Source organism: Sinorhizobium chiapasense (assembly GCF_045277575.1).
GTDB classification, from domain to species: Bacteria; Pseudomonadota; Alphaproteobacteria; order Rhizobiales; family Rhizobiaceae; genus Ensifer; species Ensifer chiapasense_A.
Genome location: NZ_CP144205.1, coordinates 2,164,077 through 2,185,320, shown reverse-complemented (window position 1 = coordinate 2,185,320; position 21,244 = coordinate 2,164,077). Strand labels below are relative to the sequence as shown.

General features: G+C 63.8%; 17 protein-coding genes. 14 read left to right on the top strand and 3 right to left on the bottom strand.

The window, feature by feature from the left end; all coding sequences use genetic code 11:
• Positions 1–19 precede the first annotated feature (19 nt).
• From ftsW to murB, 4 genes are read left to right on the top strand one after another with little or no spacing between them, the layout of a single operon-like run.
• Entirely contained in the window at positions 20–1,174 is a 1,155-nt protein-coding gene (gene ftsW / locus QM996_RS10665; protein ID WP_247958386.1) for a putative lipid II flippase FtsW, read from the top strand.
• A gap of 3 nt (positions 1,175–1,177) precedes the next feature.
• On the top strand, positions 1,178–2,302 hold the full coding sequence (murG, locus tag QM996_RS10660) for a UDP-N-acetylglucosamine--N-acetylmuramyl-(pentapeptide) pyrophosphoryl-undecaprenol N-acetylglucosamine transferase (RefSeq protein WP_500267452.1): 1,125 nt from the start codon (positions 1,178–1,180) through the stop codon (positions 2,300–2,302).
• Positions 2,299–3,708 (top strand): UDP-N-acetylmuramate--L-alanine ligase, encoded by a 1,410-nt coding sequence (murC, locus tag QM996_RS10655; RefSeq protein ID WP_500267451.1) that lies wholly within the window; start codon positions 2,299–2,301, stop codon positions 3,706–3,708. Before murG ends, murC begins: the two co-directional genes overlap by 4 nt.
• Positions 3,709–3,710: 2 nt before the next feature.
• On the top strand, positions 3,711–4,685 hold the full coding sequence (gene murB, locus QM996_RS10650) for a UDP-N-acetylmuramate dehydrogenase (RefSeq protein WP_500267450.1): 975 nt from the start codon (positions 3,711–3,713) through the stop codon (positions 4,683–4,685).
• A gap of 268 nt (positions 4,686–4,953) precedes the next feature.
• On the opposite strand, the gene QM996_RS10645 is transcribed toward murB, so the two are convergent.
• Positions 4,954–6,264, bottom strand: coding sequence for an MFS transporter (locus QM996_RS10645; protein ID WP_500267449.1), 1,311 nt, complete (start codon positions 6,262–6,264; stop codon positions 4,954–4,956).
• A 368-nt stretch (positions 6,265–6,632) separates the two neighbouring features.
• Between QM996_RS10645 and aqpZ the strand changes: the two genes are divergently transcribed.
• From aqpZ to QM996_RS10595, 10 genes are all read left to right on the top strand, one after another.
• Positions 6,633–7,319, top strand: a complete 687-nt coding sequence (gene aqpZ / locus QM996_RS10640) for an aquaporin Z (RefSeq protein WP_500267448.1) — start codon at positions 6,633–6,635, stop codon at positions 7,317–7,319.
• 308 nt (positions 7,320–7,627) lie between these two features.
• Positions 7,628–8,554: a D-alanine--D-alanine ligase gene (locus QM996_RS10635; RefSeq protein WP_500267447.1), complete on the top strand. Its 927-nt coding sequence runs from the start codon at positions 7,628–7,630 to the stop codon at positions 8,552–8,554.
• A complete protein-coding gene (gene ftsQ / locus QM996_RS10630) occupies positions 8,542–9,492 on the top strand; it encodes a cell division protein FtsQ/DivIB (protein WP_500267446.1) in 951 nt (316 codons plus the stop codon). Before QM996_RS10635 ends, ftsQ begins: the two co-directional genes overlap by 13 nt.
• Positions 9,489–10,820 carry a cell division protein FtsA gene (ftsA, locus tag QM996_RS10625; RefSeq protein ID WP_429806605.1) on the top strand — a complete coding sequence of 444 codons (1,332 nt, stop codon included), beginning with the start codon at positions 9,489–9,491 and terminating at the stop codon, positions 10,818–10,820. The genes ftsQ and ftsA overlap by 4 nt, the downstream gene beginning before the upstream one ends.
• 106 nt (positions 10,821–10,926) lie before the next feature.
• The gene (gene ftsZ / locus QM996_RS10620) at positions 10,927–12,711 is read left to right on the top strand and encodes a cell division protein FtsZ (protein WP_500267445.1); all 1,785 of its coding nucleotides are present in this window, start codon (positions 10,927–10,929) and stop codon (positions 12,709–12,711) included.
• Positions 12,712–13,045: 334 nt separating this feature from the next.
• On the top strand, positions 13,046–13,999 hold the full coding sequence (gene lpxC / locus QM996_RS10615) for a UDP-3-O-acyl-N-acetylglucosamine deacetylase (protein WP_500267444.1): 954 nt from the start codon (positions 13,046–13,048) through the stop codon (positions 13,997–13,999).
• Between the two features lie 173 nt (positions 14,000–14,172).
• Positions 14,173–15,039 carry an outer membrane protein assembly factor BamD gene (locus tag QM996_RS10610; RefSeq protein WP_500267443.1) on the top strand — a complete coding sequence of 289 codons (867 nt, stop codon included), beginning with the start codon at positions 14,173–14,175 and terminating at the stop codon, positions 15,037–15,039.
• 37 nt (positions 15,040–15,076) lie between these two features.
• Positions 15,077–16,750 carry a DNA repair protein RecN gene (gene recN / locus QM996_RS10605; protein ID WP_500267442.1) on the top strand — a complete coding sequence of 558 codons (1,674 nt, stop codon included), beginning with the start codon at positions 15,077–15,079 and terminating at the stop codon, positions 16,748–16,750.
• Between the two features lie 164 nt (positions 16,751–16,914).
• The gene (gene ligA / locus QM996_RS10600; RefSeq protein WP_500267441.1) at positions 16,915–19,068 is read left to right on the top strand and encodes an NAD-dependent DNA ligase LigA; all 2,154 of its coding nucleotides are present in this window, start codon (positions 16,915–16,917) and stop codon (positions 19,066–19,068) included.
• 86 nt (positions 19,069–19,154) lie between these two features.
• A complete protein-coding gene (locus QM996_RS10595; protein WP_500267440.1) occupies positions 19,155–19,460 on the top strand; it encodes a hypothetical protein in 306 nt (101 codons plus the stop codon).
• 118 nt (positions 19,461–19,578) lie between these two features.
• Here the strand turns inward: QM996_RS10595 and QM996_RS10590 are convergent, their stop codons facing one another.
• Both QM996_RS10590 and QM996_RS10585 read right to left on the bottom strand, forming a co-directional pair.
• Positions 19,579–19,986 carry a VOC family protein gene (locus QM996_RS10590; protein ID WP_500267439.1) on the bottom strand — a complete coding sequence of 136 codons (408 nt, stop codon included), beginning with the start codon at positions 19,984–19,986 and terminating at the stop codon, positions 19,579–19,581.
• A 225-nt stretch (positions 19,987–20,211) separates the two neighbouring features.
• On the bottom strand, positions 20,212–21,141 hold the full coding sequence (locus tag QM996_RS10585; protein ID WP_500267438.1) for a LysR family transcriptional regulator: 930 nt from the start codon (positions 21,139–21,141) through the stop codon (positions 20,212–20,214).
• Positions 21,142–21,244: the final 103 nt, after the last annotated feature.

Below are 21,244 nucleotides of genomic sequence, written 5' to 3'. Positions count from 1 at the left end.
GGAGAAGGGGACTGACAAGATGGTAAGCCGAGCCGAACGTGGCCCCGTGGCCGACTGGTTCTGGACAATCGACAGGTTCTTTCTGGCGACCTTCATCCTGTTGATGGGCGTCGGCTTCATGCTGTCCTTCGCCGCAAGCCCCGCGGTCGCCGAGCGTATCGGCCTCGACAGCTTCCACTTCGTCAAGCGCCATGCGCTCTTCCTGCTACCTTCTCTGGTGGTGATGGTCGGCATCTCCTTCCTCTCGCCGCGCCAGGTCAGGCGCGCGGCGATCCTGCTTCTCGGCGGCTCGCTGGCGATGATGGTGCTGGTGCTCTTCATCGGCGAAGAGGTGAAGGGTTCGATGCGCTGGCTTTCGATCGCCGGCATTTCGATCCAGCCGTCGGAATTCATGAAGCCGGCTTTCGTCGTCGTCTGTGCCTGGCTCTTTTCCGAGCACGCGCGCCAGCCGGAAATCCCGGGCAATCTCTTTGCCATCCTGCTCTTCGGCATCGTCGCAGCGCTTCTCGTCGCCCAGCCCGACCTTGGCCAGACGATCCTGACGACCGCGGTTTGGGGCGGCATGTTCTTCATGGCCGGCATGCCCTGGCTCTGGATCATCCTGCTTGGCAGCGCGGCGGTCGGCGGCTTCTTCGTCGCCTATACGATGCTGCCGCACGTGGCGGCCCGTATCGACAAGTTCCTGACGGGCGAGGGCGATACCTTCCAGATGGACACGGCGCGCGAGGCGATCATCCGCGGCGACTGGTTCGGGCGCGGCCCGGGCGAGGGCATCGTCAAGCGCATCATCCCGGACAGCCACACCGACTTCGTCTTCTCCGTTGCGGCCGAGGAATTCGGCATCGTTTTCTGCATGGTCATCGTGCTGATCTTCGCCTTCCTGGTGATGCGCGGCCTCAACCATGCCTTCCGCGAACGCAACGACTTCAACCGGTTCGCCGTCGCCGGCCTGGTTCTCCAGATCGGCATCCAGTCGATGATCAACATTGGCGTGAACCTCGAACTGCTTCCGGCCAAGGGCATGACCCTGCCGCTGATCTCCTATGGTGGCTCGTCCATGGTGGCGATCTGCGTCACCGCCGGCTTCATCCTGGCGCTAACGCGTCACCGTCCGGAGAAGCGCGCCGTGGAGCGCAGCCTGTTTCGGTCCGGCATTGGCGTGCCGGCGGAGTAAAACATGACTAAAGGCATCATCCTGCTTGCCGCCGGCGGTACCGGCGGCCATCTCTTTCCGGCGGAGGCGCTGGCCCACGAACTGAAAGCCAAGGGCTATTCGGTGCATCTCGTCACCGACAGCCGCGCCGAACGCTATGCCGGCAAGTTCCCGGCCGACGAAGTGCATGTCGTGCCCTCGGCGACGATCGGCTCGAAAAACCCGATCAGCGTGGCGAAGTCGCTGTGGACGCTTTGGACCGGCATGCGCGCTGCGCGCAAGCTGATTGCGCGGCTGAAGCCGAAGGCCGTCGTCGGCTTCGGCGGTTATCCCACAGTGCCGCCGCTTCTTGCTGCCACCGGCATGGGCGTGCCGTCGCTGATCCATGAGCAGAATGCGGTCATGGGCCGCGCCAACAAGGCGCTGGCCTCACGCGTCAAGGCGATCGCCGGCGGTTTCCTGCCGGAGGGTACGGGCACCTTTGCCGCCAAGACCGTGACGACGGGCAATCCGGTGCGGCCGGCGGTGCTTGCCGCTGCCAATACGCCCTATGCCGCGGCGGGCGGCGATGTGCCGTTCCACCTCGTCGTCTTCGGCGGCAGCCAGGGTGCGCAATATTTCTCGAAGGCGATCCCGCAGGCGATCTGCCGGCTCGACGATGTCGTTCGTCAGCGGTTCAAGGTGACGCAGCAGGCGCGGCCGGAAGACAAGGACGGCGTGATCGCGACCTATGAGCAGCTTGGTGTACCGGCCGAGGTCTCGCCCTTCTTCACCGACATGGCCGAGCGCATCGCCGGCGCGCAGCTCGTCATCTGCCGCTCCGGCGCCTCGACCGTTTCGGAACTTTCGGTCATCGGCCGTCCGGCGATCCTGGTGCCCTATCCCTATGCGCTCGATCACGACCAGGCGGCCAATGCCGCGGCACTCGCCGCCAAGGGCGGCGCACGGGTGATCGCCCAGTCCGAACTCACGGCAGATCGTCTCGCCGGCATCCTCAAGGATGCGGTCGACAATCCACAATCGCTCGCGCAGATGGCAGCAAACGCCCGGGAAACCGGCAAGCCGGACGCAGCGAGCTTGCTTGCATCCCTCGTAGAGGCTATTGCCAGCGGTTTGACAGTCGAGAAATTCAGGGAAACACGCTCATGAAAATGCCGAAAACCATCGGGCTGGTCCATTTCATCGGTATCGGCGGCATCGGCATGAGCGGTATTGCCGAGGTGCTGCACAATCTCGGCCATCGCGTCCAGGGCTCCGACCAGGCCGATAGCGCCAATGTGCAGCGGCTGCGCGCCAAGGGCATCGAGGTCTTCGTCGGCCACAAGGCCGAGAACATCGGCGATGCCGAGGTGATCGTCGTCTCGACCGCGATCAAGAAGAACAATCCGGAGCTGATTGCCGCGCGGGAAAAATTCCTGCCCGTGGTGCGCCGTGCCGAGATGCTCGCCGAACTGATGCGCTTCCGCAACGCGATCGCGATCGGCGGCACGCATGGCAAGACGACGACGACCTCCATGGTCGCGGCGCTGCTCGAGGCCGGCGGGCTCGATCCGACCGTCATCAACGGCGGCATCATCAACGCCTATGGCACCAATGCCCGCATGGGCGAGGGCGAGTGGATGGTGGTCGAGGCCGACGAATCCGATGGCACCTTCCTGAAGCTGCCGGCCGATGTGGCCATCGTCACCAATATCGACCCCGAACATCTCGACCACTACGGCAATTTCGACGCGGTGCGCGCAGCCTTCCGCCAATTCGTCGAGAACGTGCCCTTCTATGGTTTCGGTGTGCTCTGCCTGGATCATCCGGAAGTGCAGACCATGGTCGGCAGGATCGAGGACCGCAAGGTCGTCACCTATGGCGAGAACCCGCAGGCCGACGTGCGCTTCCACAATATCCGCATGGACAACGGCACCTCCATCTTCGACATCGAGATCCGCCGCCGCCGCACCGGCCAGGTGATCACCATGAAGGACCTGCGCCTGCCAATGCCCGGCCGCCACAACGTCTCGAATGCGACTGCGGCCATCGCTGTTGCCCAGCGCCTCGGCATCAGCCCGGAAGCGATCGCCAAGGGCCTTGCCTCCTTTAGCGGCGTCAAGCGCCGCTTCACCTTTACCGGCGAGTCGAACGGTGTACGCGTCTATGACGACTACGGCCACCATCCGGTCGAGATCAAGGCGGTGCTGAAGGCGGCGCGCGAGGCCTGCCAGGGCAGAATCATCGCCGTCCACCAGCCGCATCGCTACAGCCGCCTTTCGAGCCTGCTCGAAGATTTCTCCGCCTGCTTCAACGATGCGGACACGGTCCTGATCGCGCCGGTCTATGCGGCCGGCGAGGATCCGATCCCTGGCGCCACCTCCGAGGAACTGGTGGATCGCATCAAGGCCGGCGGCCATCGTGACGCCCGTTACGTCTCCGGTCCGGAAGCAATTGCGCCGGTTGTCAGCAAGATTGCACAGGCCGGCGATTTTGTGGTTCTCTTGGGGGCTGGCAGCATCACCTACTGGGCCGCTGCGCTGCCTAAGGAACTCGCGGATATTTCAGGAATTTGAGCATGAAACAGGTCAACGGTCAGAAACTACTGGATGCGCTCGGAAGCGGTGTCAGCGCCGTTCGCGGCCGCATTACGCCCGATGCGCCGATGGATCGCGTCACCTGGTTCCGCGCCGGCGGTCTTGCCGAGCTGATGTTCCAGCCGCACGACACGGATGATCTCGTCACCTTCCTGAAGCTCGTTCCGGAAGACGTGCCGGTCATGGTTGTCGGCGTCGGCTCGAACCTGCTCGTGCGCGACGGCGGCATTCCCGGCGTCGTCATCCGCCTCTCGGCCAAGGGCTTCGGCGATTTGGAACTCGTCGGCGAAAACCGCATCAAGGCCGGCGCCATCTGCCCGGACAAGAACATTGCGGCCATGGCGCTCGATCATGGCATCGGCGGCTTCTATTTCTTCTACGGCATCCCCGGTTCGCTCGGCGGTGCGCTGCGCATGAACGCCGGCGCCAACGGCTCGGAAACGCGCGAGCGCGTCGTCGAGGTCCATGCGGTCGACCGCCGGGGCAACCAGCATGTGCTGTCGAATGCCGACATGGGCTACGCCTACCGCCACTCGTCGGCGGCGAAGGATCTGATCTTCACCCATGCGATCTTCGAGGGCTACGCCGAAGACAAGAACAAAATTCGTACCGACATGGACGCGGTGCGCCAGCACCGCGAGACGGTGCAGCCGATCCGCGAGAAGACCGGCGGCTCGACCTTCAAGAACCCGGAGGGGCATTCGGCCTGGAAGCTGATCGACGAGGCGGGCTGCCGCGGTTTGATGATCGGCAGCGCGCAGATGTCGCCGCTGCACTGCAATTTCATGATCAACACCGGACAGGCGACCGGCTACGAGCTCGAATACCTTGGAGAAACGGTGCGCCAGCGCGTGCTGGAACATTCCGGCGTGCGGCTCGAATGGGAAATCAAGCGCGTCGGCAATTTCATGCCGGGCTACGAGATCAAGGAATTCCTCGGCCGCGGCATCGCCTGAGGCTGGGTTGCGCAACGTGATTGGGAAGGGCCGTGGCGGAGACGCTGCGGCCCTTTCGCTTTGCTTGGCGAGAACCAGAGGGTCCCACACCCTCCGTCATCCTCGGGCTTGGTCAAGCCCGAGGATGACGGGAGGAGAGGGCGTTGGCCGCGCTCAAGTCGGAATGTAGGGGGCCTTGAGCCGTGTCGTAAAATGCAAAGAGCCGCAGCGTTGCCGCCGCGGCCCTTCCTGTTTGTGGCAGCCCGCGCCTGCGCGGGTCGAGCCGATATCAGGCCGAGACCTCGTCTTCCGTCGACAGCACCAGGCACAGCAGCGTGATGGCGGCTGCGGCCAGCAGGTAGTAGCCGACATAGTCGAGGCTGTAGTTGGTGGCGAGCCAAGTGGCGATGTAGGGCGCCAGCGACGCGCCGAAGATGCCGGCGAGGTTGAAGGTCATCGAGGCGCCGGTGTAGCGCACCGAGGTCGGGAAGGGGGCGGCAAGCGCTGCGCCGATCGGGCCATAGGTGAGGCCCATGAGGCCGAGGCCGATGATCGAGAACAGGAAGGCGCCGCCGAGACCGCCAGCGAGCAGCGGGGCCATGAAGATGCCGAAGACGCCGATGCCTGTCGTGGTGAGGATCAGCACCAGGCGGCGGCCGAAGCGGTCCGAGAGGATGCCGGCCACCGGGATCATCAGGCCGAAGAAGACGACGCCGGTCATCTGCACGACCAGGAACTGCTCACGCGAGTAACCGAGCTTTGCCGTGCCCCAGGAGAGCGAGAAGACGGTCATCAGGTAGAACAGCACGAAAGTCGCGAGCGCCACGAAGGTGCCGAGCACCAGGCTGCGCTTGTGGGAGCGGAAGATCTCGGCGATCGGCACCTGCACGCGCTCTTGGCTGTCGACCGCCTTCTGGAACTCCGGCGTTTCGGTGATCTTCAGGCGGACATAGAGGCCGACGGCGACCAGCAGGATGCTGGCGATGAAGGGCACGCGCCAGCCCCAGGCGAGAAAAGCTTCGTCGTTCATCACTTCGCCGAGGACCAGGAAGGTGCCGGCCGAGAGGATGAAGCCGATCGGCGCGCCGAGCTGCGGGAACATGGCGTACCAACTGCGCTTGCCCTCGGGCGCGTTTTCGGTGGCGAGCAGCACGGCGCCGCCCCATTCGCCGCCGAGGCCGAGGCCCTGGCCGAAGCGGCACAGTGCCAGGAGCAGCGGCGCGGCGACGCCAATCGACGCATAGGTCGGCAGCAGACCGATGACGACGGTGGAGATGCCCATGGTCATCAGCGCGGCGACCAGGGTCGCCTTGCGGCCGACCTTGTCGCCGAAATGGCCGAAGACCACGGCGCCGAAGGGGCGGGCGAAGAACGCGATCGAGAAGGTCGCGAAGGATTGCAGCATAGCCGAGGTCGGGTCGGCGCCCGGGAAGAAAAGGTGCGGGAAAACGAGCACCGCGGCTGTGGCGTAAACGTAGAAGTCGAAGAATTCGATGGTCGTGCCGACGAGACTTGCGAACAGCACCCGGGCAGGGGAGTTCACTGCCGCGTGCTTCGACGCATTGCCCTTCGGCGACAGGATGGTTGTCGCGTCTGTCATTATCATAGTTCCTGATATGGATGTGGTGCCGTCCTAGGAGGCGGACTGCACTTCATAGTCTGCAGCGGTCTTTGCGCGTCTGGTCAGCCGCGCGGCGCCGCAGGCCTCTTAACGCAAGTTTTGGCATGGCGAAACCCTGATATCGTAAGAAATGCGAACGATATTGGCGTCGTGCGCAGTATTATTCCGCCAGCGCATGGCTCATCGGAGAAGCGCCTGGGCCTGCCTCTTCTTTAGGCGCGGTGGCTTGTGAGCCTCGCCTATTGCGGGTGCGTACGCCTTAGGACAACCGTGCTTGACCAGAATCAATTTGTGGCAAACTCTCGGCAGCCGAAGCGATCGGCTTCGTTTTCTTCAGGAGCGAATGCATGTTCAAAAGGCTTTCTGCGGAGTTTCTCGGTACATTCTGGCTCGTTTTCGGCGGTTGCGGCAGCGCGGTGCTTGCGGCGGCCTTTCCTGAGGTCGGTATCGGCTTGCTTGGCGTTTCCTTTGCCTTTGGTCTCACCGTGCTCACCATGGCCTATGCGGTCGGAGGCATCTCCGGCGGACATTTCAATCCGGCCGTCTCGGTGGGATTGATGGTTGCCGGCAAGTTTCCGGCGCACAAGCTCGTCGGCTACATCATCTCGCAGGTGCTGGGCGCGATTGCTGCCGCGGCCGTGCTCTATCTGATCGCCAGCGGCAAGGCCGGTTTCCAGCTCGGCGGCTTCGCCGCCAATGGCTATGGTGACCATTCGCCGGGCGGTTATTCCATGACCGCCGCGCTCGTCGCCGAGGTGATGCTGACCTTCTTCTTCCTGTTCATCATTCTGGGCGCCACCCACGGCCGGGTGCCGGCCGGTTTCGCGCCGATCGCCATCGGCCTGGCGCTGACCCTCATTCACCTGGTCTCGATCCCGGTCACGAACACCTCCGTCAATCCGGCCCGCTCGACGGGGCAGGCGCTCTTCGTCGGCGATTGGGCGCTGACGCAGCTCTGGCTTTTCTGGGTGGCGCCGATCGTCGGTGCGGCAATCGCCGGCATCGTCTGGAAGATCGTCGGCGACGACGACTAAGCCCCCATCGCATCGCCAGAATGGAGCCCGCCGCCTCGTTTGCGGCGGGTTTTTCATTTTTTTCGCTTGTTCTGCATTTGATTCAGGATCGCTCCGCAACCCCTTGATCTCCCGCTAAAATGCCTTGTCGTATACGCGCTTGTGCACGCGATGCGCGTTTCATTTCCCGACTAAGGTTAACGAAAGTAAACGGTTCGTTAACCATAATGACGCTCTAGTGACCCCAATGGCACCGGTGACTCGCGAGAGCCGGAATCAGCCAGGCGCAAGGAAACCTTGCGATAGTGGCGTATTGTCTGGGGGTTTGAATGAGCGGCAAGCATGTGGCTGTCCTGATGGGCGGATTTTCTTCGGAGCGACCGGTCAGCCTGTCGTCCGGGACTGCCTGCGCGGATGCCCTCGAGGCCGCCGGCTACCGCGTCACCCGAATCGATGTCGATCGCAACGTTGCCGAAGTGCTGGCGGCGCTTCGCCCGGACGTCGCCTTCAATGCTCTTCACGGCCCGTTCGGCGAGGACGGCACGATCCAGGGCATCCTCGAATATCTGGAAATTCCCTACACCCATTCCGGCGTGCTGGCTTCGGCGCTCGCCATGGACAAGGCTCAGGCGAAGCATGTTGCCGCGGCCGCCGGCATTCCGGTGGCGGAGGCGCAGGTGATGGATCGCCACGCTTTCGGTCCGAAGCACCCGATGAAGCCGCCCTATGTCGTCAAGCCGGTCCGCGAGGGCTCGAGCTTCGGCGTCGTCATCGTCAAGGAAGATCAGTCCCATCCGCCGCAGGTGGTGACCTCGAGCGAATGGCGCTACGGCGACCGAATCATGGTCGAGCGCTATGTCGCCGGTCGCGAACTGACCTGCGGCGTCATGGGCGATCGGGCGCTCGGCGTCACCGAGATCATCCCGCAGGGCCATGCCTTCTACGATTACGACTCCAAGTACGTAAAAGGCGGTTCTCGCCACGTCATTCCGGCACAGATTTCACCAAATATTTACCAAAAAATACAAACACTCGCTCTGAAGGCGCATCAGGCAATCGGTTGCCGCGGCGTCAGCCGATCCGACTTTCGTTTCGATGACAGTTCCTCCGGTGAGGGCGAGCTGATCTGGCTGGAAATCAACACCCAGCCCGGCATGACGCCAACCTCCCTGGTGCCCGAGATGGCCGCGCATGCCGGCTATAGCTTCGGTGAGTTTTTGAGTTGGATGGTGGAGGAAGCGTCGTGTTTGCGTTGAGGGGCAGAAGGGGCAGGAGGGTTCGTCACCTCGATGGCGCTGCAGCCGTCGACGTGGACGGCGGCCGCGTGTTGCCGCGCCCGCTCCGCCGTGTCGTGCGTTTCCTCGTCAGCCTCGGAACCGGCCGCATTCGCTTCCCCGCGCATACGGGCACGACGTCCGCGCTCGCGTTTTTTGCCGCGACCGGTTTCTACGGCATGTCGCTTGGCGGTCACACGCAGAATTTCGCCCAGGCCTCGACCACGGCTGCGGGCTTCGCCATCGAAGATGTCAAGGTTTCCGGCAACGAGCAGACCTCGGAGATCGACATCCTCCAGCAGCTCGGCCTCGATGGCACGACGTCGCTCGTGGCGCTCGACATTGCCGAGGCGCGCAGGCTGATCGCCGAGTTGCCCTGGGTGCAGGGTGTCACCGTCCGCAAGGTCTATCCGGGCACGATCGAGGTCAGCCTCACCGAGCGCAAAGCCTTCGGCATCTGGCAGCACGGCTCCGATCTTTCGCTGATCGAAAGAAGCGGCAGCGTGATCGCGCCCTTGCGTGACAACAAGTTCGCGGCCTTGCCGCTGTTTGTCGGCCGCGATGCCGAAACGGCAGCTGCCGATTTCTACGACGAGTTTTCCCGCTGGCCGGAGATCCGCTCGCGGGTGAGGGCCTTCGTCCGCGTCGCCGGTCGCCGCTGGGACCTGCGCCTCGACAACGGCATCATCGTCAAGTTGCCGGAGCACGACGTCGCCCAGGCGATGCAGGTGCTCTCCGACATGGAAAGCCAGCACCAGCTCCTCGAGCGCGACATCGCTGCCGTGGATCTGAGGCTTGAGGATCGAACCACAGTTCAGTTGACGCCGGATGCAGTCGCCCGGCGCGAAGTTGCCTTGAAGGCGAGGGACAAAATGCTGAAGGCGCAGGAGACCGAGAAGAAGAAAGAGGGCCGCATATGAGTCTGTTCGGTTCCTCCAGCTTTGGCCTGCCGCGCCTGAAGCCGCTTTCTTCGAAGCGGTCTCATGTCGTCTCGGTGCTGGATATCGGTTCGACCAAGGTGGTCTGCATGATCGGCCGGCTGACGCCGCGCGCCGAGAGCCAGATCCTCCCGAACCGCACCCACAACGTCGAAATCATCGGCATCGGCCATCAGAAGTCGCGGGGCGTCAAGAACGGCGTCGTCGCCGATCTCGATGCGGTCGAAAGCGTCGTTCGGCTGGCGGTGGATGCCGCCGAGCGTATGGCCGGCCTTACCATCGACAGCCTGATCGTCAACGTTTCGGCCGGCCGGCTGCAGAGCGACGTCTACACCGCGACGATCGATCTCGGCGGCCAGGAAGTCGACGCCAACGACTTGCGCAAGGTTCTGTCGGCCGCCGGCCAGCAGTCGCTGCGCTCCGACCGCGCCATCCTGCACTCGCTGCCGACGGGCTTCTCGCTCGATGGCGAGCGCGGCATCCGTGATCCGCTCGCCATGTTCGGCGACGTTCTCGGCGTCGACATGCATGTGCTGACGGCCGAGCGGGCGGCGCTGAAGAACCTGGAACTCTGCGTCAACCGTGCGCACCTCTCGGTCGAGGGCATGGTGGCGACCCCCTATGCCAGCGGCCTTGCCGCGCTCGTCGACGACGAGGTCGAACTCGGCTGCGCCGCGATCGACATGGGCGGCGGCACGACGACGATCTCGGTCTTCGCCGAAGGCAAGCTCGTTCATGCGGACGCCGTCAGCCTCGGCGGCCACCATGTCACGACGGATCTGGCGCGGGGTCTTTCGACCCGCATCGAGGACGCCGAGCGGCTGAAGGTCGTGCATGGCTCGGCGCTGCCGAACAGCGCCGACGAGCGCGACATCGTCTCGGTTCCGCCGATCGGCGAGGACGACCGCGACCAGCCGACGCACGTGCCGCGCGCGCTCGTCTCACGCATCGTGCGCGCCCGCATCGAGGAGACGCTGGAACTCATCCGCGATCGCATCCAGCGCTCGGGCTTCAGCCCGATCGTCGGCAAGCGCATCGTTCTGACGGGCGGCGCAAGCCAGCTCACGGGCCTGCCCGAAGCGGCGCGCCGCATCCTCGCCCGCAATGTTCGCATCGGCCGTCCGCTCGGGGTTTCCGGGCTGCCGGCGGCCGCCAAGGGCCCGGCCTTTTCCACGGCGGTCGGCCTGATGATCTATCCGCAGGTCGCTGACCTCGAGACCCATGCCTCCCACGGCGGCATGTTCTCGGCGCTCGGCGCCGGCAACGGCCGCATCGCCCGCATGGGCCAATGGCTGAAGGAAAGCTTTTGAGTGAAGACCGGCACCGACAGGGACGGCGTCGGATGAAGACAAACTAAGACTTTGAAAGATTTGGCCGGCTCGGCAAGGCGGCCAGAAAACAGAAGGAACGGGTACAATGACTATCAACTTGCAGAAGCCGGATATCACGGAGCTGAAGCCGCGCATCACCGTCTTTGGTGTAGGTGGCGGCGGCGGCAACGCCGTCAACAACATGATCACCGCAGGCCTCCAGGGCGTCGATTTCGTCGTCGCCAACACCGATGCCCAGGCGCTGACCATGACCAAGGCCGAGCGCATCATCCAGATGGGCGTCGCCGTCACCGAAGGTCTCGGCGCCGGTTCGCAGCCGGAAGTCGGCCGCGCGGCCGCCGAAGAGTGCATCGATGAAATCATCGACCACCTGAACGGCACCCATATGTGCTTCGTCACCGCCGGCATGGGCGGCGGCACCGGCACGGGTGCAGCCCCGATCGTCGCCCAGGCCGCCCGCAACAAGGGCATCCTGACGGTCGGCGTCGTCACCAAGCCGTTCCATTTCGAAGGCGCGCGCCGCATGCGGCTTGCCGACCAGGGCATTGCCGAACTGCAGAAGTCGGTCGACACCCTGATCGTCATCCCGAACCAGAACCTCTTCCGCATTGCCAACGACCGCACGACCTTTGCGGATGCCTTCGCGATGGCCGACCAGGTTCTCTATTCGGGCGTTGCCTGCATCACCGACCTCATGGTCAAGGAAGGCCTCATCAACCTCGACTTCGCCGACGTTCGCTCGGTGATGCGTGAAATGGGCCGCGCGATGATGGGTACCGGCGAAGCTTCGGGCGAAGGCCGCGCACTGGCCGCTGCCGAAGCCGCGATCGCCAACCCGCTGCTCGACGAAACCTCGATGAAGGGCGCCCAGGGCCTCTTGATCTCGATCACCGGCGGCCGCGACCTGACGCTGTTCGAACTCGACGAAGCTGCAACCCGTATTCGCGAAGAAGTCGACCCGGATGCCAACATCATTCTCGGCGCGACTTTCGACGAAGAACTCGAAGGCCTGATCCGCGTCTCGGTCGTCGCCACCGGCATCGACCGCACGGCCGCGGAGGTGGCGGGCCGTTCCGCCGACTTTCGTCCGGTAGCAGCCAAGCCGGCCGTTCGTCCGTCCGCCGCCATTCCTGCCCAGCAGCCGCAGCCGGTTGCCCAGCACCAGCCGGCCCCGGTTCATCAGCCGGTCATGCAGCAGCCCGTCGCCCAGCCGGTGCAGCAGCCGGTCCAGCAGCAGCCGTCCGTCGACCAGATCGCGGCTGCCATCCGCGAAGCCGAAATGGAGCGGGAACTGGACATCGCGACCCGCGCCGCACAGGCTCCGGCTCCGGTTCAGCCGGCGCATGAGGAAAACTTCCGTCCCCAGAGCAAGCTTTTCGCCGGTGCAGCACCGGTAGAGGCCGCTCCGGTTATGCGCCAGCCGCAGCCGCAGATGCAGCCGGTTCAGCCCCAGCCGCAGCCGCAGCCGGTGATGCGCCAGGAGCCGGTGGCTCCGGTCATGCGCCAGCAGCCGGAACAGGTTCGCATGCCGAAGGTCGAAGACTTTCCGCCGGTCGTGAAGGCCGAGATGGACCGCCGCGCCCAGCCGGCAGCCCCGATCGCGGAAGAGCGTGGCCCGATGGGTCTCCTCAACCGCATCACCAGCTCGCTCGGCCTGCGTGAACGCGAGCAGACCCCCGCGGCAGCCGACATGACGGCTTCCGCACCGACCGCTGCTTCCCAGCAGCGCCGACCGCTCTCGCCGGAAGCGAGCCTCTATGCGCCGCGTCGCGGCCAGCTTGACGATCACGGTCGCGTTTCGCAGCAGGCGCGCCCGCACGAAGATGATCAGCTCGAAATCCCGGCGTTCCTGCGCCGTCAGTCGAACTGATTGGAAGGCCCGTACCTTCACCTTGCCGAATGCCCGGGCAACTGCCCGGGCATTTTTGCATTTTCTTCATCATTTCAGATGTTTGAATCAATGTTACGGACCGTCGCAAATGCGTAACAAAGCGAAACGAACAGTGATTTGGAATGGTGCCCCCAAACTCTTATTTTCACACTTGGAATTGGGGACGCATGCGATTCGATCAAGCGCTGTCTGTTCGGAACGCAGAGGATCGGACTTTGTGCCGAGACTCTCGGGTGCCTTGTTTGTGCCCTGAAGTTTGCTGCGTCCGCCAGCGGGTTTTGGCCATCGGCCACAGGTATTGAAAGTGACGAGAATGGGAATCGAATTGCTCGGGTTTCAGACGACGATTGCAAGCCCGGTAACGCTCAAGGGGATTGGCGTTCACTCCGGTGCGGAAGTGTCGATCACCTTCCATCCGGCGGAAGCCGATGCGGGCATCGTTTTCCAGCGCGTTCTGGCCAATGGCCGGGTCAGCGAATACAAGGCGGTTTCCTCGCAGGTCGGCAACACCGATCTCTGCACCGTTCTCGGCATGTCGCCGACAGCGTCGATCGCCACGATCGAACATGTGATGGCCGCGATCTACGCGCTCGGCCTCGACAACCTGACGATCGATGTGCACGGCGCCGAAATGCCGATCATGGACGGCAGCTCCGAACCCTTCATCGACGCGATCGAGCAGGTGGGCGTTCGCGCCCTTGCGGTCAAGCGTCGCTACATCCGCATCATCAAGCCAGTGCGCATCGAATCGGGCGCCTCCTGGTCGGAGTTCACGCCCTATGACGGCATGCGCTTCGAGGTCGAAATCGACTTCGATTCCCCGCTGATCGGCCGCCAGTCCTGGAAGGGCGACATGACGCCGTCGGTCTTCAAGCGCGAACTGTCGCGCGCCCGCACCTTCGGCTTCATGCGTGACGTCGAGCGGCTCTGGGCTGCCGGTTTTGCGCTCGGCTCCTCGCTCGAAAACTCGGTCGTCATTTCCGACGACAACACGGTGATCAACGTCGAGGGCCTGCGTTACACGGACGAGTTCGTTCGTCACAAGACGCTCGACGCCGTCGGCGATCTCTCGCTCGCCGGTGCACCGTTCATCGGCTGCTACCGCTCCTACCGCGGCGGCCACAAGATGAACGCCAACGCCCTGAAGGCGCTCCTCAGCGACCCGACGGCCTATGAAGTCGTCGAGACCGCGACCCCGCGCCAGCGCACCCGCGCGCGCGATATGGTTGCAGTTGCAGTTCCGGGCTTCGCGCCCTGGTCCGCATAACAAAAAAAGTCATCATCTCCTCCAGTCGCCGGCCGAAAGGCCGGCATTTTCATGATAGGGCCGCCACAAATTTGCATGAATCACCGATCATGACGTTGCGGTCTCAAGGTAACTTGCTCTAAAAGCGCATGTCTGGCGGGGTCCATGCCCGCAGAGTGGAACGGGAATATCCGATGGTTCTTGCAGTTTCTGTTGATCTGAGAAAATCAGCGCGCGTCGCCGCCGTGATCGTCGCGGCCATTGCCGGCAGCGCCCTGATTACCGCCTGCCAGAACGATCCGGATATCGACATCACCAAGCTGACCGCGGAGACGGATCCGCCGGAAGTGCTCTACAACCAGGGCCTTGCCAACCTCAATGCGGGCAAGACGACGGAAGCGTCGCGCAAGTTCGAAGCACTCGACCGCCAGCATCCGTTCTCGGAATATGCCCGCAAGGCGCTGGTCATGAACGCCTTCGTTTCCTATCGAAACGGCCAATACCAGGAGGCGATCAACGCCACCGGTCGTTACCTCAATCTTTATCCGCAGTCGGAAGACGCGGCCTATGCGCAGTACATTCAGGGGCTCGCCTATACCAAGCAGATCCCCGCCGTGACGCAGGACCAGAAGCCGGCGATGAAGGCGATCGAGGCCATGCAGGCCGTCGTCGACCGCTACCCGGACTCCGAATATGTCGACGACGCCAAGTCGAAGATCCGCTTTGCCCGCGACCAGCTCGCCGGCAAGGAGATGCAGGTCGGCCGCTACTATCTCGAGCGCAAGGAATATCTCGCGGCGGTATCGCGCTTCCGCGTCGTCATCGAGCAGTACCCGAACACCAATCAGGTGGAAGAGGCGCTGGCGCGTCTGACCGAAGCCTATTACGCGATGGGCGTGACCACGGAGGCGCAGACCGCTGCCGCCGTTCTCGGCCACAACTATCCGGACAGCCAGTGGTACGCCGATTCCTACAAGCTGCTGCAGTCTGGCGGTTTGGAGCCGCGTGAAAGCGGCAACTCCTGGATTTCGCGCGCGGCCAAGAACCTCATCGGCGCCTGATCCTTATCGGCGCCCGTCAAGGAAGATACGAACCCGGATGCTCGCCCAGCTTTCGATCCGCGATATCGTCCTGATTGAACGGCTTGATCTGGCTTTCGACGCCGGGCTCTCGGTGCTGACCGGTGAAACCGGCGCCGGCAAATCCATCCTGCTCGACAGCCTGTCGCTGGCCCTTGGCGGCCGCGGCGATGGTTCGCTGGTGCGCCACGGCTCGGACAAGGGCCAGGTGACGGCGGTCTTCGACGTGCCCGCCGGCCATTCGGCGCGGCTGATGCTCAACGAGAACGGCATCGACGACGATGGCGACCTGATCTTCCGCCGCGTCCAATCGGCGGACGGCCGCACCAAGGCCTATGTCAACGACCAGCCGATCAGCGTCCAGCTCATGCGCCAGCTCGGGCAGACGCTCGTCGAAATCCACGGGCAGCACGACGATCGCGCGCTTGTCGACATCGACGCGCACCGCACGTTGCTTGACGCCTTCGGCGGCACCTCCGACGAGGCGCAACATGTCGGCAATCTCTTCCGGGCCTGGAAGGACGCCGAGCGCGGCTTGAAGAAGCATCGCGAACGCGTCGAGGCTGCCGCGCGCGAGGCGGATTTCCTGCGTTCCTCGGTCGAGGAACTGGAAAAGCTTAATCCCCGCGACGGCGAAGAGGACGAACTTGCCGAGAAGCGGGCGCGGATGATGAAGTCCGAGCGCATCGTCGGCGACATCAGCGAGGCCTCGGAGTTCCTGAACGGCAATGCGTCTCCGGTTCCGTTGATCGCGTCGCTGGTGCGCCGCCTGGAGCGCAAGAGCCACGAGGCGCCGGGCCTGCTCGAAGAGACGGTAGAACTCCTCGACGGCGCGCTGAACCAGCTCTCCGATGCGCAGATGGCGGTCGAGCGTGCGCTTCGCAATACCGAATTCGACCCGAAGGAGCTGGAGCGCGTGGAGGAGCGGCTGTTCGCGCTGCGTGCCGCCAGCCGCAAATACTCCGTTCCGGTGACCGAGCTGCCGGCGCTCGCCGTGCGCATGATCTCCGATCTTGCCGATCTCGATGCCGGCGAGGAAAGACTGAAACAGCTCGAAGGCCAGGTCGGCGTCGCCAAGGCAGCCTTCGACGCGTCGGCGCGCTCGCTCTCGGAAAAGCGGCACCGCACGGCATCGGCGCTTTCCGCCGCCGTCATGGCCGAACTGCCGGCGCTCAAGCTCGAGCGCGCACGCTTCATGGTGGAAGTCGCAAGCGATCCGGCGCAGGCGACGGCCGAAGGCATCGACCTCGTCGAGTTCCACGTGCAAACCAATCCGGGCACGCGGCCGGGGCCGATCATGAAGGTCGCCTCGGGCGGCGAGCTCTCGCGCTTCCTGCTGGCGCTGAAGGTGGCGCTTGCCGATCGCGGCTCGGCGCCGACGCTTGTCTTCGACGAAATCGACACCGGTGTCGGCGGTGCGGTGGCCGATGCCATCGGCCAGCGGCTGAAGCGGCTTTCGGCGACCGTGCAGGTGCTTTCCGTTACCCACGCGCCGCAGGTGGCCGCGCGCGCCGCGACGCATCTCCTGATCTCCAAGGGTCCCTCGGCCGAGAAGGCCGAGACGATCTCCACCCGCGTCGCCCGCATGGACGACAAGGCGCGCACCGAGGAAATCGCCCGCATGCTCGCCGGCGCCTCGATCACCGAAGAGGCGAGGGCGGCGGCGGCGCGCCTGCTCTCGGGGAACGGTTAGCTCTCTCTTTTCTTTCGCGGTGGTTGCTCTACAGGGCCGCGCGTCCAACGGGACGCGCAAAGGTCGCTGTAGCACCTTGAATTGCTGCATGATTTTGTCCTTAAATCGATTCCGATTTAAGGAATCATGCAGTAAAAACGACTCCGAATCCGGAGTCGTCGCGCATGTCCAAAGAATTGAAACCCGTCGAGAACCTCAACGAAACGGAAGCGGCCGAAGAGCTCGCCTTTCTCGCCGCCGAGCTTGCCCGTCACGATGCGCTCTATCACGGTGAGGACGCGCCGCAGATTTCGGATGCGGACTATGATGCGCTGAAGCGGCGCAACGATGCGATCGAGGCGCGTTTTCCGGCGCTCGTCCGAGAGGACAGCCCGTCGAAGAAGGTGGGGGCCGCACCGTCCGTTACCTTCCAGCCGGTCGTGCACGCCCGGCCGATGCTGTCGCTTGACAACACCTTTTCGGATGAGGATGCGCGCGATTTCGTGGCGTCGGTCTATCGCTTCCTCGGGCAGCTTCCGGACCATTCGATCGCGTTTACGGCTGAGCCGAAGATCGACGGCCTCTCCATGTCGCTGCGCTACGAGAACCGCCGGCTGGTGACGGCCGCGACCCGCGGCGACGGCACCACGGGCGAAAACGTCACGGCCAATATCCGCACCATCGGCATGATCCCGCAGACGCTGCCGGCGGGCGCGCCTGATATCGTCGAGGTGCGCGGCGAGGTCTACATGGCGAAATCGGACTTTGCCGCGCTCAACGCCGAGATGGCGGCGCTCGGCAAGCCGCTCTACGTCAACCCGCGCAACACCGCCTCCGGGTCGCTCCGCCAGCTTGACGCCAAGGTGACGGCCAGCCGCAAGCTGCGTTTCTTCGCCTATGCCTGGGGCGAGATGTCGGCGATGCCGGCCGATACGCAAATGGGCATGGTCGAGGTGTTCAAGGCCTGGGGCTTCCCGGTCAACCCGCTGATGCAGCGGCTCTCCTCGGCCGATGCGCTGCTTGAACACTATCACCACATCGAGCGCGAACGGCCGGATCTCGACTACGATATCGACGGCGTCGTCTACAAGGTCGACCGGCTCGACCTGCAGGCGCGCCTCGGCTTCCGCTCGCGCTCGCCGCGCTGGGCGACGGCGCACAAGTTCCCGGCCGAGCAGGCCTTCACCCGGCTGACGGCGATCGACATCCAGGTGGGCCGCACCGGCGCACTGACGCCGGTCGCTCGTCTGGAGCCGATCACCGTCGGCGGCGTCGTCGTCACCAATGCGACGCTGCACAACGAGGATTACATCAAGGGCCTCGGCAATAGCGGCGAACCGATCCGCGAGGGCAGGGACATCCGCATCGGCGATATGGTGATCGTGCAGCGCGCCGGCGACGTCATCCCGCAGATCGTCGATGTCGTCCTTGACGAGCGCAAGGAAGGGGCCGAGCCCTATCGCTTCCCGACCACATGCCCGGTCTGCGGCAGCCACGCGGTGCGCGATATCAACGAAAAGACCGGCAAGATCGATGCCGTGCGCCGCTGCACCGGCGGTTTCGTTTGCCGCGCGCAAGCGGTCGAGCACCTGAAGCATTTCGTCTCACGCAATGCCTACGACATCGAAGGCCTCGGCTCGAAGCAGATCGAATTCTTCTTCGAAAGCGAGGATCCGACGCTGTCGATCCGAACCGCGCCCGACATCTTCACGCTGGAAAAGCGCCAGGCGGATTCGCTCACCAAGCTCGAAAACATCGAGGGTTTCGGCAAGGTCAGCGTCCGCAAGCTCTACGAGGCGATCAATACGCGCCGCTCGATCGCGCTTCACCGCTTCATCTACGCGCTCGGCATCCGCCATGTGGGCGAGACGACGGCGAAGCTTTTGGCGCGCTCCTATGGCAGCTACGAGCACTTTGGTGCGGCGATGAGCGAAGCGGCGAACTTCTCGGGCGACGCCTGGAACGAGCTCAACAGTATCGACGGCATTGGTGAGGTCGTCGCCCGCGCGATCGTCGAGTTCTACAAGGAGCCGCGCAACCTCGAAGTGGTGACCCGTCTGCTATCGGAAGTGACGCCGGAGGCGGCGGAAGCGCCGGTTGCATCCGATAGCCCGGTCGCCGGCAAGACCGTCGTCTTCACCGGTTCGCTCGAAAAGATGACGCGCGACGAGGCCAAGGCCAAGGCCGAGAGCCTCGGCGCCAAGGTCGCCGGTTCCGTCTCGAAGAAGACCGACATCGTCGTTGCCGGCCCCGGCGCCGGCTCCAAGCTCGACAAGGCCCGCGAGCTCGGCATCCAGACGATGGACGAGGACGAATGGCTGGCGCTGATCGGCGGGTGAGGACCTCCGCTCAACGCTGAAAGGCAGAGCAATGTCTGACTTCCTAGAGTTCGTTCTGGCCAAGGGGCCAGAAGGTCGCGTTACCCATGATGACGTGGTTGGGGGCTTTGGATAACTGGGCGTTCTACAACGCCGCAGCGGTCGAAATCGCACGGAAGTACCATCACGGAGAGCTGACCTACGGCTTCTGCGACGGGGTAATGAACGATCTCTGGAGTGCTGTCCAAGCGGGGTTCCATACCGGCCACAACACCGTTCCCGAGCCCTTTTACGAAGTTTATGAAGCGTTCGATGCCGGAGAATACCACCGAGCAAAATACGGCGGCGATGACCCGATTGCCAACTTTACCGATCCGTCGATAGCGGAACTGGTGGCCCGTCTCGGGCTCTGAACGCGGACACGCGACCTTCGACGCGGCGGCTGGATTCTGCGACGGCGGAGAGGAACATTTCGGCCCGGGGTTTGAGGAGCCCCCGGGCCATTGTCTTGCCGTTCCGCCAGCTTGGCCATCAGCCCTGCGCTTGAGCCGTTTCCTGGTCCATCCACATGAACTCCCAGACGTGGCCGTCGAGGTCCTGGAAGGAGATGCCGTACATGAAGCCGTAGTCGATCGCCGGCTTCCAGGGCTTGGCGCCGGCGGCGAGTGCCTTGGCGAGCATGTCGTCGACTTCGGCGCGGCTCCCGGCCGAAAGGGCGGTGATGACCTCCGTACCCTTCCTCGCGTCGCTGATCTCGCCGGTGATGAAGTCGCGGAACTTCGGCTCGGTCAGGAGCATGACGAAGATGTTGTCCGAGATCACCGTGCAGGCGGCGGTGTCGTCGGAGAACTGCTCGTTGAAGGTGAAGCCCAGCGCGGCGAAGAAGGCGCGCGACGCCTTCAGATCCTTGACCGGCAGGTTTACGAAAATCATGCGCATGAAATGCTCCTTGGGAATGGATTTGTGTTTGACCGATTAGATCACTTCATTGTTGCCAGAACCATGACCTAACACTTTGAAATTACGCAATTCCGAACGAAAACCGGTTCACGCTTTTCCTGGAACTGGTCTAAGGACGAATGCCGGTCGACGATCCCGACATCGGCTCGAAACTTTTTTCGGGGCTGCCGGATGTCGGGTGCAGCCCTTGGCTTTCAAGCGCCCTCAGCCGAGGCTGCCGGCGAAGCGCTCCGCCAGTTTATGGCGGCGGAAATGCTCGGCGACGAAGTCCACGAAGACGCGCGTCTTGGCCGGAAGCAGTGTGCGGCTCGAATAGTAGATCGAGATCGGCCCTGCATCGGCGTACCATTTCGGCGCCAGGCGGAGGAGGGTGCCGGAGGCAAGATGCGGCAGCGCATCGGGCACGGTTATCAGCGTCACGCCAAGACCGAGGATTGCGGCCTCGCGCATGGCGGCGGGGTCATTGACGACGATCGTCTCCTTCGGGGCCGCGGCCATCTCCTCGCCGGCGGCGTTGCGCATCGTCCAGTAGCGGATGCGCCCGGTGCGGCTCGACCGCATGACGATGCCGTCGAGTGCGGCAAGGCCAGCGGGTTCGAAGGGCATTGTCCGGCTTGCCATATACGTGGGGGAGGCGACGGCGATGATATGCGCCGGCGCGAGCACGCGCGAGACGATGCCGGGCGAAAGCTCGAAGCCGCCGCCGATCGCCGCGTCGAAGCCTTCGGCGACGAGGTCCACCTGGCGATTATCAAATTGCCAGTCGATGCGGATCGCCGGATATTTTTCGAGAAAGGCCGGCAGCAGCGGCAGGATATGGGCGGCGCCGAAGGTCGGGCTGAGACTGACCTTGAGTATGCCGGCCGGCTCGCCTTTCTCGCCGGATATGCCGGCAATGGCGCTTTGCAGACCGTCGAGATTGTCGCGGATCGACGCGAGGAAACGTTCGCCTTCCTCCGTCAGCGTCAGCTTGCGGGTCGAGCGGTGAAACAGCCTGACGCCGAGATTGCGCTCGAGCATCGCGACATTGCGGCTGACGGCCGCCGGTGTGAGGCCGAGCCGCCGCGCCGCCCCGGAAAAGCCGCCATGCTCGGCGCTGCGGGCGAAGGACTCGAGATTGGCGAGGGTTTCCATTTTTGATATTCAAGTAATCGTTGAAGATTATGAAAGCGATTGCGGACTTATGTTAGCGGAATGAAATGGCAATATCTACTCCATCGAAACCTCGAATGGAGTG